The sequence below is a fragment of the Pseudomonas sp. VD-NE ins genome (assembly GCF_031882575.1).
Taxonomy (GTDB): domain Bacteria; phylum Pseudomonadota; class Gammaproteobacteria; order Pseudomonadales; family Pseudomonadaceae; genus Aquipseudomonas; species Aquipseudomonas fluorescens_BZ.
The window spans coordinates 4562536-4577500 of record NZ_CP134772.1 but is presented as its reverse complement, the minus strand read 5'-3'; the positions used below and the strand labels follow the sequence as shown (position 1 = coordinate 4577500).

General features: G+C 56.8%; 12 protein-coding genes and 2 rRNA genes (1 of these 14 cut by a window edge). 7 read left to right on the top strand and 7 right to left on the bottom strand.

Annotated features, from left to right (window positions below; genetic code table 11):
- The 3 genes from RMV17_RS20335 to mrdA form a co-directional block, all read left to right on the top strand.
- Positions 1 to 1970: ribosomal RNA gene (locus RMV17_RS20335) — 23S ribosomal RNA — on the top strand (it extends 924 nt beyond the left edge of the window).
- Between the two features lie 166 nt (positions 1971 to 2136).
- Positions 2137 to 2252: ribosomal RNA gene (rrf, locus tag RMV17_RS20330) — 5S ribosomal RNA — on the top strand.
- 223 nt (positions 2253 to 2475) lie between these two features.
- On the top strand, positions 2476 to 4368 hold the full coding sequence (gene mrdA / locus RMV17_RS20325) for a penicillin-binding protein 2 (RefSeq protein WP_108225811.1): 1893 nt from the start codon (positions 2476 to 2478) through the stop codon (positions 4366 to 4368).
- 65 nt (positions 4369 to 4433) lie between these two features.
- On the opposite strand, the gene RMV17_RS20320 is transcribed toward mrdA, so the two are convergent.
- The 4 genes from RMV17_RS20320 to RMV17_RS20305 form a co-directional block, all read right to left on the bottom strand.
- Positions 4434 to 5105 carry a hypothetical protein gene (locus RMV17_RS20320; protein ID WP_311882075.1) on the bottom strand — a complete coding sequence of 224 codons (672 nt, stop codon included), beginning with the start codon at positions 5103 to 5105 and terminating at the stop codon, positions 4434 to 4436.
- An 85-nt stretch (positions 5106 to 5190) separates the two neighbouring features.
- Positions 5191 to 5397, bottom strand: coding sequence for a helix-turn-helix domain-containing protein (locus RMV17_RS20315; protein ID WP_007910409.1), 207 nt, complete (start codon positions 5395 to 5397; stop codon positions 5191 to 5193).
- A gap of 9 nt (positions 5398 to 5406) precedes the next feature.
- Entirely contained in the window at positions 5407 to 6012 is a 606-nt protein-coding gene (locus RMV17_RS20310; protein ID WP_311887073.1) for a hypothetical protein, read from the bottom strand.
- A gap of 310 nt (positions 6013 to 6322) precedes the next feature.
- Positions 6323 to 6961, bottom strand: coding sequence for an NAD(P)H-dependent oxidoreductase (locus RMV17_RS20305; protein WP_110720545.1), 639 nt, complete (start codon positions 6959 to 6961; stop codon positions 6323 to 6325).
- A gap of 114 nt (positions 6962 to 7075) precedes the next feature.
- Here RMV17_RS20305 and RMV17_RS20300 point away from each other — a divergent pair, with 114 nt between their 5' ends.
- Entirely contained in the window at positions 7076 to 7516 is a 441-nt protein-coding gene (locus tag RMV17_RS20300; protein ID WP_311882068.1) for a MerR family transcriptional regulator, read from the top strand.
- A gap of 73 nt (positions 7517 to 7589) precedes the next feature.
- On the opposite strand, the gene RMV17_RS20295 is transcribed toward RMV17_RS20300, so the two are convergent.
- Both RMV17_RS20295 and RMV17_RS20290 read right to left on the bottom strand, forming a co-directional pair.
- On the bottom strand, positions 7590 to 7994 hold the full coding sequence (locus RMV17_RS20295) for a lysozyme inhibitor LprI family protein (protein WP_034156453.1): 405 nt from the start codon (positions 7992 to 7994) through the stop codon (positions 7590 to 7592).
- Between the two features lie 58 nt (positions 7995 to 8052).
- Positions 8053 to 8973, bottom strand: coding sequence for an ADP-ribosylglycohydrolase family protein (locus RMV17_RS20290; protein ID WP_311882066.1), 921 nt, complete (start codon positions 8971 to 8973; stop codon positions 8053 to 8055).
- A 196-nt stretch (positions 8974 to 9169) separates the two neighbouring features.
- Here RMV17_RS20290 and RMV17_RS20285 point away from each other — a divergent pair, with 196 nt between their 5' ends.
- On the top strand, positions 9170 to 9658 hold the full coding sequence (locus tag RMV17_RS20285; RefSeq protein ID WP_034156451.1) for an SRPBCC family protein: 489 nt from the start codon (positions 9170 to 9172) through the stop codon (positions 9656 to 9658).
- The gene (locus RMV17_RS20280; RefSeq protein WP_311882064.1) at positions 9645 to 10460 is read left to right on the top strand and encodes an aminoglycoside phosphotransferase family protein; all 816 of its coding nucleotides are present in this window, start codon (positions 9645 to 9647) and stop codon (positions 10458 to 10460) included. Before RMV17_RS20285 ends, RMV17_RS20280 begins: the two co-directional genes overlap by 14 nt.
- Before the next feature lie 324 nt (positions 10461 to 10784).
- Here the strand turns inward: RMV17_RS20280 and acnA are convergent, their stop codons facing one another.
- The gene (gene acnA, locus RMV17_RS20275; RefSeq protein ID WP_034156449.1) at positions 10785 to 13526 is read right to left on the bottom strand and encodes an aconitate hydratase AcnA; all 2742 of its coding nucleotides are present in this window, start codon (positions 13524 to 13526) and stop codon (positions 10785 to 10787) included.
- Between the two features lie 222 nt (positions 13527 to 13748).
- Between acnA and rlmM the strand changes: the two genes are divergently transcribed.
- Positions 13749 to 14822 carry a 23S rRNA (cytidine(2498)-2'-O)-methyltransferase RlmM gene (gene rlmM / locus RMV17_RS20270; RefSeq protein WP_311882062.1) on the top strand — a complete coding sequence of 358 codons (1074 nt, stop codon included), beginning with the start codon at positions 13749 to 13751 and terminating at the stop codon, positions 14820 to 14822.
- Positions 14823 to 14965: the final 143 nt, after the last annotated feature.

Sequence of the window (14965 nt, the reverse complement as noted above, 5' to 3'; positions counted from 1 at the left end):
GCATGGGAGACACACGGCGGGTGCTAACGTCCGTCGTGAAAAGGGAAACAACCCAGACCGTCAGCTAAGGTCCCAAAGTTATGGTTAAGTGGGAAACGATGTGGGAAGGCTTAGACAGCTAGGAGGTTGGCTTAGAAGCAGCCACCCTTTAAAGAAAGCGTAATAGCTCACTAGTCGAGTCGGCCTGCGCGGAAGATGTAACGGGGCTCAAACCATACACCGAAGCTACGGGTATCATCTTCGGATGATGCGGTAGAGGAGCGTTCTGTAAGCCTGTGAAGGTGAGTTGAGAAGCTTGCTGGAGGTATCAGAAGTGCGAATGCTGACATGAGTAACGACAATGGGTGTGAAAAACACCCACGCCGAAAGACCAAGGTTTCCTGCGCAACGTTAATCGACGCAGGGTTAGTCGGTCCCTAAGGCGAGGCTGAAAAGCGTAGTCGATGGAAAACAGGTTAATATTCCTGTACTTCTGGTTATTGCGATGGAGGGACGGAGAAGGCTAGGCCAGCTTGGCGTTGGTTGTCCAAGTTTAAGGTGGTAGGCTGAGATCTTAGGTAAATCCGGGATCTTAAGGCCGAGAGCTGATGACGAGTTACCCTTTGGGTGACGAAGTGGTTGATGCCATGCTTCCAAGAAAAGCTTCTAAGCTTCAGGTAACCAGGAACCGTACCCCAAACCGACACAGGTGGTTGGGTAGAGAATACCAAGGCGCTTGAGAGAACTCGGGTGAAGGAACTAGGCAAAATGGCACCGTAACTTCGGGAGAAGGTGCGCCGGTGAGGGTGAAGGACTTGCTCCGTAAGCTCATGCCGGTCGAAGATACCAGGCCGCTGCGACTGTTTATTAAAAACACAGCACTCTGCAAACACGAAAGTGGACGTATAGGGTGTGACGCCTGCCCGGTGCCGGAAGGTTAATTGATGGGGTTAGCTAACGCGAAGCTCTTGATCGAAGCCCCGGTAAACGGCGGCCGTAACTATAACGGTCCTAAGGTAGCGAAATTCCTTGTCGGGTAAGTTCCGACCTGCACGAATGGCGTAACGATGGCGGCGCTGTCTCCACCCGAGACTCAGTGAAATTGAAATCGCTGTGAAGATGCAGTGTATCCGCGGCTAGACGGAAAGACCCCGTGAACCTTTACTATAGCTTTGCACTGGACTTTGAATTTGCTTGTGTAGGATAGGTGGGAGGCTTTGAAGCGTGGACGCCAGTTCGCGTGGAGCCATCCTTGAAATACCACCCTGGCAACTTTGAGGTTCTAACTCAGGTCCGTTATCCGGATCGAGGACAGTGTATGGTGGGTAGTTTGACTGGGGCGGTCTCCTCCTAAAGAGTAACGGAGGAGTACGAAGGTGCGCTCAGACCGGTCGGAAATCGGTCGTAGAGTATAAAGGCAAAAGCGCGCTTGACTGCGAGACAGACACGTCGAGCAGGTACGAAAGTAGGTCTTAGTGATCCGGTGGTTCTGTATGGAAGGGCCATCGCTCAACGGATAAAAGGTACTCCGGGGATAACAGGCTGATACCGCCCAAGAGTTCATATCGACGGCGGTGTTTGGCACCTCGATGTCGGCTCATCACATCCTGGGGCTGAAGCCGGTCCCAAGGGTATGGCTGTTCGCCATTTAAAGTGGTACGCGAGCTGGGTTTAGAACGTCGTGAGACAGTTCGGTCCCTATCTGCCGTGGACGTTTGAGATTTGAGAGGGGCTGCTCCTAGTACGAGAGGACCGGAGTGGACGAACCTCTGGTGTTCCGGTTGTCACGCCAGTGGCATTGCCGGGTAGCTATGTTCGGGAAAGATAACCGCTGAAAGCATCTAAGCGGGAAACTTGCCTCAAGATGAGATCTCACTGGAACCTTGAGTTCCCTGAAGGGCCGTCGAAGACTACGACGTTGATAGGTTGGGTGTGTAAGCGCTGTGAGGCGTTGAGCTAACCAATACTAATTGCCCGTGAGGCTTGACCATATAACACCCAAGCAATTTGCGTCGAAGAGACCAGATTGCGGTGTGTGAAGACGAAACGAACCGAAAGTTCGACTGCACTTAAAAAAGCAGCACAAAACACCGAAAGCTGTCACATACCCAATTTGCTGAAGCGAGGCCATCTGGTCACGACTCAGTACCCGAATTTCTTGACGACCATAGAGCGTTGGAACCACCTGATCCCATCCCGAACTCAGCAGTGAAACGATGCATCGCCGATGGTAGTGTGGGGTTTCCCCATGTGAGAGTAGGTCATCGTCAAGATTAAATTCCGAAACCCCAATTGCGAAAGCAGTTGGGGTTTTGTTTTGCCTGTAGAAAAGTTTTCGTGGGACACCGCTGTCCCAGCCGTCGCAAGAAAATGGCCATTGGGGAAATTCCTTCTGAAGTGACCGGGCAGTTTTTGGTATGGTGCAGCTCGTTTTTTAACGGACTGATGTCATGCCCACGGATCGGCATTCATTTATGTCAAAGAGTTGCTGTAGAAATGCCTGAACCCATCCCGATCAAGGATCATGAAAAAGAGACGCGCCTGGTCAACAAACGGTTGATCGCCTGCGCCTTGTTTGTCTTTGCCATCAGCTGCGCCCTGGTCGTGCGCTTGTACATCCTGCAAGTGGTGGAATTCGACTACCACTCGACCATCTCTGAAAACAACCGCGTCCACGTCTTGCCGATCCCGCCGACACGCGGCTTGATCTACGACCGCAATGGCGTGCTGCTCGCCGATAACCGCCCCAGTTTCAACCTCACCATCACCCGCGAACGCGCCACCGACGTCAGTCAAGAGCTGGACGAAGTCATCAACCTCCTGCACCTGCCTGCAGAAGATCGCACAGTCTTCGATAAAGCCATGAAGCAGTCCCGCCACCCGTTTACGCCGGTTACGCTGTTCTATGAGCTGACGGAGGAGCAGATCGCCGTACTGGCCGTCAATGAGTTCCGCCTCCCAGGCCTGGATGTCGAGCCGCAGTTCGTCCGTCACTACCCGCTCGGCGCACATTTCGCCCACTCGATCGGCTACGTTGGCCGGATCAACGAAAAAGAATCCAAAAGCCTCGATTCGGTCGAATATCGCGGTACGCAATCCATCGGTAAAACCGGCATCGAACGCTTCTACGAGGCGCAACTACACGGCCACGTCGGCTACGAAGAAGTGGAGACCAACGCTCAAGGTCGCGTACTTCGTGTGCTCAAACACACCGACCCGGTCCCGGGCCAGAACATCGTCCTGAGCCTCGACATCAAACTGCAGGAAGCCGCCGAAGCCGCACTGGGTGACCGCCGTGGTTCCGTGGTAGCGCTCGATCCGTCGACCGGCGAAGTGTTGGCCATGGTCAGCAATCCGAGCTTCGATCCGAATCTGTTCGTTACTGGTATCAGCTCCAAGGAATACTCGGCACTGCGAGATTCTATCGACCGGCCACTGTTCAACCGTGTGCTGCGCGGGCTCTACGCACCGGGTTCGACGATCAAGCCAGAAGTGGCCATCGCCGGCCTCGACGCCGGTGTCGTAACGCCACAGACGCGCGTTTTCGACCCCGGTTATTACCAACTTCCGGACTTCGATCACAAGTACCGCAACTGGAACCACAGCGGCGACGGCTGGGTGGACATGGACGCGGCGATCATGCGTTCCAACGACACCTATTTCTATGACCTGGCCCACAAGCTCGGTATCGATCGCCTGCACGATTACATGGCCATGTTCGGCCTCGGCGAGAAAGTCTCGCTGGACATGTTTGAAGAGTCGCCCGGCCTGATGCCATCGCAGGCGTGGAAGCGCGCGACTCGCCGTCAAGCCTGGTTCCCGGGTGAAACGGTCATCCTTGGCATCGGCCAGGGCTATATGCAGGTCACGCCGCTGCAACTGGCTCAGGCCACGGCATTGATCGCCAACAAAGGTGTATGGAACCGGCCGCACCTGGCCAAGACCGTCGACGGTGTCGCTCCTGTCGACGAACATCCGATGCCGAACATCCTGCTCAAGGATCCGCGAGACTGGGAGCAGGTCAATCACGGCATGCAGATGGTAATGCACGATGCGCGAGGCATCGCCCGTGCGGCCGCGGCCGGTGCGCAATATCGCATCGCCGGCAAGAGTGGTACCGCGCAAGTGGTGGCGATCAAGCAGGGCGAGCGCTACAACCGCGAGAAAACCCTGGAGCGCCACCGCGATAACGCCTTGTTCGTTGGCTTCGCGCCGGCCGAGCATCCGAAGATTGCGATTTCGGTGATGATTGAGAACGGTGAGGCCGGTGGTCGTGTTGCCGGCCCTGTGGTGCGGCAGATCATGGACGCCTGGCTGCTTGATCAGGACGGCCATCTCAAGCCGCAGTACGCGGCGCCGACCAAAGCGCCGGGCGACCCGCACGTTTAACCTTCAACAGTTCACAGTACCGACTCCTGCAATCTGAGCCGGTACTGTGAACTGTCCTGCAAAGCCTATTTGCAGCGGTAACCCTCGGGCATCGTGACGGCGTAGTTGCGCTGCACCCGGTCCTCGAAGTTCAGGTTCTGCAAGCCTTGCTCCACTAGAAAGTCTTCGACCTTGGAGGATTGGCAGTCTTCGTTATAGGACGAAGCGCGAAGCAGGTAGACCGGGCGCTTACTGACTTCATCGCGGGCAGTGGCAACGAAGGTGCTGAGCGTGGTGTAACCGGTGCGCTCTGACGTCCCTACCGGTCCATAGGTAGTGTTCGGTTTACTCGTGCACGTCAGTTGATCGTTTTTTTTCTTGCGGGTCTTGCACACGGTAGAGGTGCTGGTCGGCACTTGCCCATAGTCGGTGGCGGTATAGCGATAAGTCACCTGTCGACTGCCAATATCAAGGCTGACAGTCATTTTTATCGGCGCGTGGTTCTTTGGCAGACTGGCGTCGGTATAGACCTCCTGGAAACCCCTGTCTTTCAGCGCGTTAACCATGTCGCGAAGATAATAGCGGGCATTAAGAGAGTTTTCGTCGCTGCCATTCGCAGACGTCACCAGCACAGTCGCCTTTCGGTCAAAATGATAGTCCGGATCGGGTGTGGCATTTAGCGCTACGTCCATTTGCGTGGCGCAGCCGCTGATCAACGCTGTCAGCGATAACAGCGCGCAGAATAAAAACCGGGTCATGACAAAGCCGCCTTACAAACTAAGGATTGAATAAGAGTTAAACGGTGTGGACTGGCGACAATTAACTTGCGCGCCTGCGCAAGGCTCAGTCTTTCTGGTATTCCAGCAAATCGCCAGGCTGGCAATCGAGTGCTGCGCAGAGCTTGTCCAGGGTGGCCATCTTCACGCCCTTGACCTTGCCATTCTTCAGTAATGACAGATTGGCCTCGGTGATGCCCAGCAGGCTGGCCAACTCTTTCGAGCGAATTTTTTGCGTGGCCATGACAACGTCAAGGCGGACGATAATGGTCATTGTATTGTTCTATATGTATTGGCTTTGCTCATCGCTGAGTACTTTTGCATCGCGCATGATAATTGAAAACAAACAGAGCAATACGCCTTTGACAATCTCGTAGGCAGAAGTGGAAGACAGGCCGATCGAGAACTGAAAAATGCGATCTCCGGGCGGCAGATCAATAGACAGGGCCAAACCTTGCAGGGTCTCTACCAGTGGGTAGGCGGCCGGAGAAATGATGCACAGAATCCCCACTCGCCATAGTACCTTGATGTTGCGCTCGGTCCAGGTTTCGCCGCGGGACAAGCGCAGGAAAAACAACCCTGTCAGCCAGAGCACGTAGGTCGAAAGCAGAACGGGCAGGAAATCCAGAACGACGAGCAGCGCAGTGACCAGTGGCGAGAGCCATGTGTCAGGGGCAAGCAGCGCACCTTCGACAAACGGATCAAGCAATTGCGGCGAGTTTTCGGCGAAGGCGTAGAGCAAAGCCGCGAGCATTTCATCCGTTTTAAAGAACCAGATCGAAGCGTTGCCACCGACCTCGGTCACGCCTAAAACCCAGACAAGAATCGCTGCCAGTAGTCCGACCCAATGCATGCGCTGCAGTGCCAATCCGTTGTTACGAGTACTCATGAAAAATCCTTGCGGTGTCATTGGGAATGACTAATTCTCGATGTTAAATTATCGAATGGCAATAATAAGTTGTTCTTTTTTTGTGAAGATCGCTCTTGGCATCGAGATGCCGGGGCCACAGCATCATCTTCAGTTCATTCGCTATGGGGAGAATTTCAAGGTCGATAGGCTCTCGAATTCGAAAGAAGTCGAGAGCAGAGGAGGGACGCGATCCACTCGGGGGACGCTGGTATCGATGGCGGGGACAGGAATTGATTAGAGCGGGGACACACGCTGTAGGCGTGTTTCAGTCGCCCGCTCTTACCGGGCTTTACTTGATCTCGGTAATGAAGTTTTCTCGCGAGCGGCGAACCTTTTTCAAGTTGACCAGCCAGTCTCCCTCAGTGGCTCTATGCCCCAGCGGCAGAATCACCACGCTGCGCAAGTTGCGGGCCGCGAGTCCGAGGATTTCATCGATGGCTGCCGGGTCGAAACCTTCCATTGGTGTGGCATCGACTTCTTCAAACGCTGCGGCGATCAAAGCTGAGCCCAAACCGATATAAGCCTGCCGCGCAGCCGCCTGATAATTAGCCTCCTTGCCACGTCCAGCGACAATGCCCAAGAGCATCTGACGATAATTTTCCCATCCTTCGTTAACGGTCCCGCGTACTTCATTGGTCAGGTCGAACATCATATTGACCCGCTCCGCAGTGATGTCATCCCAGGCGGCAAACACCAGCAAATGAGAGCAGTCGGTAACCTGCTGCTGATTCCAGCTGACGGCTTTGATCTTTTCGCGAACCTCTGCATTGGTCACTACGAGCAACTCAAAGGGCTGCAGTCCACTTGATGTCGGCGTTAACCGCACCGCTTCCAGAATGCGCTCGATTTTTTCATCGGACACCGTCCGGGAAGGGTCGTACTTTTTCGTTGCGTAGCGCCATTTCAGCAGGTCTGTCAGTGTGCTCATCATCAAATTCCATAAAGGTGAAAGATGTTCAGGTGGGTCAATAACGACTGGCTGTCGTGCTGAACCTGAGCTTATGCTAACGATTAAAGCCAACTTGAAGGTCAAGCAGTTTTTATGAAGATTGGAGAAGTTTCCAAGCGCACCGGTGTTGCCGCTTCGGCCATTCGCTATTACGAGGAACAAGGGTTACTTGAGCCTTCTACCCGTGATGCCAATGGATATCGCCATTACGCAGAGGCGGCTGTTGCCCGATTGATACTGGTGCGCGACGCGCAGCGGCTCGGTTTTTCTCTCGACACCATTCGCGGTCTGTTCCTGCAGGATGGCAGTTGTTCGAAATCGCTGACCATCGAGCAAATCGATATCCGTATGGATGAGATACGACAGATCGAGGCCAACCTGGCGATGCAACGTGAGGGATTGTTACGGCTACGGCATGTGCTGGAGGAAAGTCTGCGCAGCGGTGCGCCTGTCGTGTGCGCGACTGTGCACAGGGCCGATTCGCACAGGTCTGAGCAAAACATGGTTGTGCGCAACGCATTGCACGGGCGGTGACCCACATTTGAAAGGCGTTCCAATGTGGGAGCGAGCCTGCTCGCAAAAGATTCCTCAAAACCGCCGCAAAAAATCAGGCCCCAGGCACCGGGCAGCTCATGTCACCTTCTTCACACTTCAAATACTGTTTCAGCGACTCAACCCGCACCTTGGTCACGCTCGTCAGGCAGTTGCTGTAGATCAACGGATAAACGCTCCCCCCAGTAACTCCGGACGATGAAAACTTGCACTCGGCATCCCGAAACCCGAGCCACGCCCGCTGCGCGCTGACCAACAGCTTCTTGCCATCCGGGTTGTCCTTCAAGCGCCCGATGATCTGTTGATACACGGTGTTCAACTCCTTGTCCGCCGCTTTGAAGTCCTGCCCGGCGCACTGATTCATCGTCGCCTGATCGCTGGCATTGGCGCAGTCGACGGCGGCGTGGGCGAGGGGAGTGAACAGAAAGGGGGTCAGGGCCAGAAGCAGGCGTGGGGACATGGTCAAGTCTCGCTGTCATCGAAGATAAGTGCCGAGCAGTTTAGCGGCTGCTTCGCACTTATTCAGGCAGGCGCATCCGGGAAGCCTCAAGCAAGCGGTCGGCGATGGCCGCAATCTCTTCACCATCGTGCAGCCTTTCCAGCCAATGTGCAGGAATGCCCCGCACGCCGTAATAGGCGCCGGCCAACTGGCCGGTGATCGCGGCGGTGGTATCGGCGTCATCACCCAGGTTGGCCGCTCGCAAAATGGCCGATTCGAAGCTGTCCGTCTGGTGAAAGCACCACAACGCGGCTTCCAGTGACTGCACGCTGTAGCCATTGCCTTTGATGTCCGTCTCGGACAGAACGAGGTAATCGCCACGCGCAATGGCGGCGACCTTGGGTTGCGAGAAGCTGGCAGAAGGCAGCTGACGCAGTTCTGCTTTGCTTGCGCCTTCAAGCGCTCTGGCGATCAGCCCGGCCAACAATTGGCAGCATTCGATGGCTTCTGGTGCTGCGTGGGTGGTTCGCGAACTGTCGGCGGCAAAGCTCTGGATTTGCCGCGCGTCGGGAAAGTAGAACAGCACCACCGGAGCCAGGCGCATCAGTGAACCGTTACCGGCGCTATAAGGGTCGGTAGAGCCCGCGAAGGGTTCCGCGTTTTGCTGATATCGCGCGAGCGCCTGGCTGACGGTCATGCCGACATCGAAACATTCACCGGTCGAACTCAGATAACCCCATTGCCACCAGTTGAGGTAGCGGCCCATCTGATCGGCAGCATTGAATCCATTCTTTTTCAGCAGGCTTTCTGCCAGACACAGGGCCATGGAGGTGTCATCGGTCCACTGCCCTGGCTTGAGGTGGAACGGGCCACCGCCGACCATATCGGTCAACGGTTGGAATGATCCCCGTGGTTTGAACTCAACCGTAGTACCGACAGCGTCGCCGCATGCAAGACCGAGCAGGGCACCGCGGTAACGTTCAGCGAGGGATGGCGGCATGATTCGTCCTTGTAGATTCAAATTCGCTGGAAAAGGTAACAGTTTCGTTGGGCGGAGGGCGCCTGGATCCATCACGGCACCGGTCAAAAAGTGCAGCATGATGTGTCCTTGCCGATGAATGACTGCACTGCCCTGATACAACTTCACATTGGACATGTGGTCATACAAGCCTAGTGTTCAGAACAGGAGGTGACGTATGAAACCAGTACCCAATAGTTTCGAACGCAAAATCACGCTCAAGGCGCCGCGTTCGCATGTCTGGCGTGCGTTGGTCGATGCCGAGGCGTTCGGCCAGTGGTTTGGGGTGGCGCTTGAGGGCAGGCGTTTTATTGCCGGTGAATGGACGCAGGGGCAGGTCACATATCCGGGTTATGAACACGTGTTGTGGAATGTGTTGATCGAACGGGTCGAGCCGCAGCAGTTGTTTTCGTTTCGCTGGCATCCGTATGCGGTCAATCCGAAGATCGACTATTCCCAGGAGCCGACCACGCTGGTCAAGTTCGAGCTGCAGGATTACGAGGACGGCACGCTGCTCAAGGTTTCCGAATCCGGCTTTGCGCATATCCCCGATGTTCGCCAAAAAGAGGCTTATTTCATGGACAGCCGTGGCTGGGAGGAGCAGTTGAGCCGGCTTGAACTGTTTCTTGCCGAGAGCGCCAAGGCCCGCGAGCGTGACGGTGGCTGACATTTTTCAACCTTGGCTGAAGCGCTGGTCACTGATCCCCGATGGCACGCCGATCATCACGCCCGGCAGCCGTTTGTTGCCGGTAAGCCTGAACGACAGGCCGGCGATGCTCAAGGTGGCGCTGGATGTCGACGAGAAGTACGGCAATCGGCTGATGACCTGGTGGGACGGTGATGGTGCTGCGCAAGTGTTGGCGCATCACGAAGATGGCTTGCTGATGGAGCGCGCCATGGGCAGCCGCTCGCTGATGCACATGGCAATGAATGGCGAAGACGACGAGGCGAGCCGGATTCTCTGTTCGGCGCTGGCGCGATTGCATGCACCGCGCGTAACGCCACCGCCGCCGCTGGTGGAGTTGGGGCCATGGTTTGCGTCGCTGCGCATCGCGGCTGCACAACATGGCGGTCTCTACGCTCTGAGCCTGCAAGCCGCGGAAAACTTGCTCGCCAACCCACAGGATGTCGTGGTGCTGCACGGCGACATGCATCACGACAATGTGCTGGATTTCCAATCGCATGGCTGGCTGGCCATCGATCCGAAGCGGGTCAAGGGCGAGCGCGGCTTTGATTACGCCAACCTGATTTGCAACCCGGACTTGCCGACAGCCACCGATCCCCAGCGTTTTCGCCGGCAGTTGGATGTGATTGTCGAGACTGCCGGGCTTGATCAACGCAGGCTGCTGCAATGGGTGCTGGCGTTCGCCGGTTTGTCCGCAGCCTGGTTTTTGGAGGATGACGCGCTGGAACAGGCCTCGGGGCAACTGAAAGTCGCGCAGATCGCGGCTTCCATGCTTGATGCCTGACACGGCTAGGGGTTTTCGGAAGGGGTGCTATGGCGAATGTCCTACACGCGCTGGTAGCTTTTACGACTATTACCGATTGGATCCACTGCGTAATCTACACACATCAACTGAGACACAGGGAGTGTTTCAGGATCAAGGATGATCGACCATTTGCAAGGATCGCTGCCGACAGGGAGTCGATAATGGTCTTGGGAAAAACCCGCTTCGGCGGGTTTTTTTTCGCCTGTATGTAGGAGCTGCCGCAGGCTGCGATCTTTTGACTTGGCTTTTAAAAGCAAGATCAAAAGATCGCAGCCTGCGGCAGCTCCTACTTTGGTTTGTGCGTTACGAGGCGATCAACTGGCGCAGAACGTAATGCAGGATCCCGCCCGACTTGAAGTACTCCACCTCGTTCAACGTATCGATCCGGCACAACACCTCGATCTTCTCCTGGCGCCCGTCCTCACGGGTAATCACCAGCGGCAGATTCATCCGCGGTGTCAGCTCGACGCCCGTCAGCCCCTGAATTTCAAAGGTTTCCTTGCCGGTGAGGTTGAGGCTCTTGCGGTTCTGATCAAGCTTGAACTGCAACGGCAACACACCCATGCCCACCAGGTTGGAACGGTGAATTCGCTCGAAGCTTTCCGCGATCACCGCTTTGACCCCCAGCAGATTGGTGCCCTTGGCTGCCCAGTCACGGCTGGACCCGGTGCCGTATTCTTGCCCGGCAATCACCACCAGCGGCGTTCCCGAAGCCTGATACTTCATTGCCGCGTCGTAGATCGCCAGTTTCTCCCCGGTCGGCATGTAGATTGTGTTGCCACCTTCTTCACCACCGAGCATTTCGTTGCGAATACGGATGTTGGCGAAGGTGCCGCGCATCATCACTTCATGGTTGCCGCGCCGTGAGCCGTAAGAATTGAAGTCCCGCGGCTCGACGCCTTTTTCGCGCAAATAACGTCCGGCCGGGCTGTCAGCCTTGATGTTGCCGGCGGGGGAGATGTGGTCGGTGGTCACCGAATCGCCGAGCAGGGCCAGCACCCGTGCTCCTTTGACATCCTTGATTTCAGGCAGCGGGCCGGAAATGTCGTCGAAAAATGGCGGATGCTGAATGTAGGTCGAATCGTCCTGCCACACATACGTTGCCGCTTGTGGCACCTCGATCGCCTGCCACTGCTCATCACCGGCGAACACTTCGGCGTATTCCTTGTGGAACATCGCCGTGTTGACCTGACTCACCGCATCGGCGATCTCTTTACTCGATGGCCAGATATCCCGCAGGTACACCGGATTGCCTTGCTGATCTTCGCCCAGCGGTTCGCTGCTGATGTCGCTGCGCACGCTGCCGGCCAAGGCATAGGCGACCACCAGAGGCGGTGAGGCCAGCCAGTTGGTTTTCACCAACGGGTGCACGCGGCCTTCGAAGTTGCGGTTGCCGGAGAGCACCGAAGCGACGGTGAGGTCAGCTTTCTGGATGGCTTTCTCGATCGGCTCCGGCAGTGGCCCGGAGTTGCCGATGCAGGTGGTGCAGCCATAACCGACCAGCGAAAAGCCGAGCTGATCAAGGTATTGCGTCAACCCCGCGGCCTTGTAGTAGTCGGTGACCACTTTCGAACCCGGTGCCAGCGAACTCTTCACCCACGGTTTGCGGGTCAGGCCTTTCTCAACAGCCTTTTTCGCCAACAGTCCGGCGGCCATCATCACGCTCGGGTTGGAGGTGTTGGTGCAGGAGGTGATCGCGGCGATGACCACGGCGCCGTTTTTCAGGCGATAAGTGTGGCCTTCATATTCATATTCGGTTTCACCGACCAGATCGGCATTGCCCACCGCCACGCCGCCACCGCCCTCACTTTCCAGGCGTCCTTCTTCTTTACTGGTAGGTTTGAATTGCAGATCCATGAAGTCACTGAACGCTTGGGCTACATTCGGCAGCGACACGCGATCCTGCGGGCGCTTTGGCCCTGCAAGACTGGCTTCGACGCTGCCCATGTCCAGCGCCAGGCTGTCGGTGAACACTGGCTCCTGACCGGGCAAGCGCCACAGGCCCTGAGCCTTGGTGTACGCCTCAACCAGTTTCACCACTTCCGGTGGCCGCCCGGACAGGCGCAGATATTCCAAAGTCACGTCATCAACCGGGAAGAAGCCGCACGTCGCGCCGTATTCCGGGGCCATGTTGGCGATGGTCGCGCGGTCGGCCAGCGGCAGATCAGCGAGACCGTCGCCGTAGAACTCGACGAATTTGCCGACCACACCTTTCTTGCGCAGCATTTGTGTGACGGTCAGCACCAGGTCGGTGGCGGTGATGCCTTCCTTGAGCTTGCCGGTCAGCTTGAAACCGATCACTTCCGGAATCAGCATTGACACCGGTTGGCCGAGCATCGCCGCCTCTGCCTCGATCCCGCCGACGCCCCAGCCGAGCACGCCGAGACCGTTGATCATGGTGGTGTGCGAGTCGGTGCCGACCAGCGTGTCGGGGAATGCGTAGGTGCGGCCGTCCTCATCCTTGGTCCACACGGTGCGGCCGAGGTATTCGAGGTTGACCTGATGGCAGATGCCGGTGCCCGGCGGCACCACGCTGAAATTGTCGAAGGCACTCTGGCCCCAACGGAGGAATGCGTAACGTTCGCCGTTGCGCTGCATTTCGATGTCAACGTTCTGCTCGAACGCGCTGGCGGTGGCGAACTTGTCGACCATTACCGAGTGGTCGATCACCAGGTCCACGGGCGATAACGGATTGATTCGTTGCGGATCGCCACCGGCTTTGGCCATCGCTGCGCGCATGGCGGCGAGGTCGACCACGGCGGGGACGCCGGTAAAGTCCTGCATCAGGACGCGGGCAGGGCGGTACTGGATTTCGCGATCGGAGCGACGCTCCTTGAGCCAAGCGGCAATGGCCTTGAGGTCGGCGCCGGTGACAGTTTTTTCATCTTCCCAGCGCAGCAGGTTTTCCAGCAGGACTTTCAGGGACATCGGCAGCTTGTCGAGATCGCCGAGGCTTTTGGCGGCATCCGGCAGGCTGAAATAATGGTAGGTCTTGTCGTCAATTTGCAGGGTCTTGAGCGTTTTCAGGCTATCGAGGGACGGCATTACAATCACTCCTTTGAATCCGCACGGCTACGGATTGAGGGGACGGGCAGAGCTATCAACGTAGCCCTGTTTTCATTAGCTGGCTAATAACTGGACTCTATGAGCAGAACCAAGGTTCCGACATCGGCTATCATGCGCCGGTTTTCGTGACAGGCTTTGCTGCAACGCAAGGCCTGAGCATCGCGCAGGGGCCGAATGATCGCCCGCTGCCCAGGAGTAAGAATGAACACCCTATTCATGCATTGCCGGCCAGGCTTCGAAGGCGAAGTCTGTTCGGAAATTTCCGACCTCGCCGCGCAACTCAACGTGGCCGGTTACGCCAAGGCCAAAGCGGCCACTGCCTACGCCGAGTTCGTCTGCACCGAAGAGGATGGTGCCGAACGCCTGATGCGCGGTCAGCGTTTTGCCGAGCTGATCTTCCCGCGCCAGTGGGCGCGCGGGGTTTTCATCGATCTGCCGGAAACCGATCGCATCAGCGTGATCCTCGCGCACATGGCCGATTTCCCGGTGTGCGGCAGCCTGTGGCTGGAAGTCGTTGATACCAATGACGGCAAAGAACTGTCGAACTTCTGCAAGAAATTCGAGGGCCCGCTGCGCAAGGCCCTGACCGGCGCCGGCAAACTGGTGGATGACGCCAGCAAACCGCGTCTGCTGCTGACGTTTAAAAGTGGTCGTGAAGTGTTTCTGGGTATGGCCGATGCCGGTAACTCGGCGATGTGGCCGATGGGCATCCCACGCCTGAAGTTCCCACGTGAGGCGCCGAGCCGTTCGACGCTGAAGCTAGAAGAGGCGTGGCACCACTTCATTCCGCGTGATCAGTGGGAAGATCGTCTGCACAGCGACATGACTGGCGTTGACCTCGGCGCTGCGCCGGGTGGCTGGACCTGGCAACTGGTCAACCGCGGCATGCTGGTGACCGCCATCGACAACGGCCCGATGGCCGAAAGCCTGATGGACACCGGTCTGGTGCAGCACTTGATGGCTGATGGTTTCACCTTCAAACCCAAGCAACCGGTGGACTGGATGGTCTGCGACATCGTCGAGAAACCGGCACGTAACGCCGCGATGCTCGAAGAGTGGATCGGCGAAGGGCATTGCCGCGAGGCGGTGGTCAACCTGAAGCTGCCGATGAAGCAGCGTTACGCCGAAGTGAAGCGTTTGCTCGAACGCATTGCCGATGGTTTCAAGGCGCGCGGGATCAAGGTCGATATCGGCTGTAAACAGCTGTATCACGATCGCGAGGAAGTGACCTGCCATTTGCGTCGGCATGACGTGAAGAAAACCAAATCCCGCTGACACAACACAAAACCCCTGTAGGAGCTGCCGCAGGCTGCGATCTTTTGATCTTAAAAGGCAAAGATCGCAGCCTTCGGCAGCTCCTACATAGGGGGGGCGTCACGCCACAGATGACCGAATACCCGGCAATGCGCGACAATGCC

What these genes read in the sequence shown, in the direction of transcription:
- mrdA (WP_108225811.1), top strand. Translation starts at nt 2,476, where the DNA reads ATGCCTGAACCCATCCCGATCAAGGATCATGAAAAAGAGACGCGCCTG.
- RMV17_RS20320 (WP_311882075.1), bottom strand. Translation starts at nt 5,105, where the DNA reads ATGACCCGGTTTTTATTCTGCGCGCTGTTATCGCTGACAGCGTTGATC.
- RMV17_RS20315 (WP_007910409.1), bottom strand. Translation starts at nt 5,397, where the DNA reads ATGACCATTATCGTCCGCCTTGACGTTGTCATGGCCACGCAAAAAATT.
- RMV17_RS20310 (WP_311887073.1), bottom strand. Translation starts at nt 6,012, where the DNA reads ATGAGTACTCGTAACAACGGATTGGCACTGCAGCGCATGCATTGGGTC.
- RMV17_RS20305 (WP_110720545.1), bottom strand. Translation starts at nt 6,961, where the DNA reads ATGAGCACACTGACAGACCTGCTGAAATGGCGCTACGCAACGAAAAAG.
- RMV17_RS20300 (WP_311882068.1), top strand. Translation starts at nt 7,076, where the DNA reads ATGAAGATTGGAGAAGTTTCCAAGCGCACCGGTGTTGCCGCTTCGGCC.
- RMV17_RS20295 (WP_034156453.1), bottom strand. Translation starts at nt 7,994, where the DNA reads ATGTCCCCACGCCTGCTTCTGGCCCTGACCCCCTTTCTGTTCACTCCC.
- RMV17_RS20290 (WP_311882066.1), bottom strand. Translation starts at nt 8,973, where the DNA reads ATGCCGCCATCCCTCGCTGAACGTTACCGCGGTGCCCTGCTCGGTCTT.
- RMV17_RS20285 (WP_034156451.1), top strand. Translation starts at nt 9,170, where the DNA reads ATGAAACCAGTACCCAATAGTTTCGAACGCAAAATCACGCTCAAGGCG.
- acnA (WP_034156449.1), bottom strand. Translation starts at nt 13,526, where the DNA reads ATGCCGTCCCTCGATAGCCTGAAAACGCTCAAGACCCTGCAAATTGAC.
- rlmM (WP_311882062.1), top strand. Translation starts at nt 13,749, where the DNA reads ATGAACACCCTATTCATGCATTGCCGGCCAGGCTTCGAAGGCGAAGTC.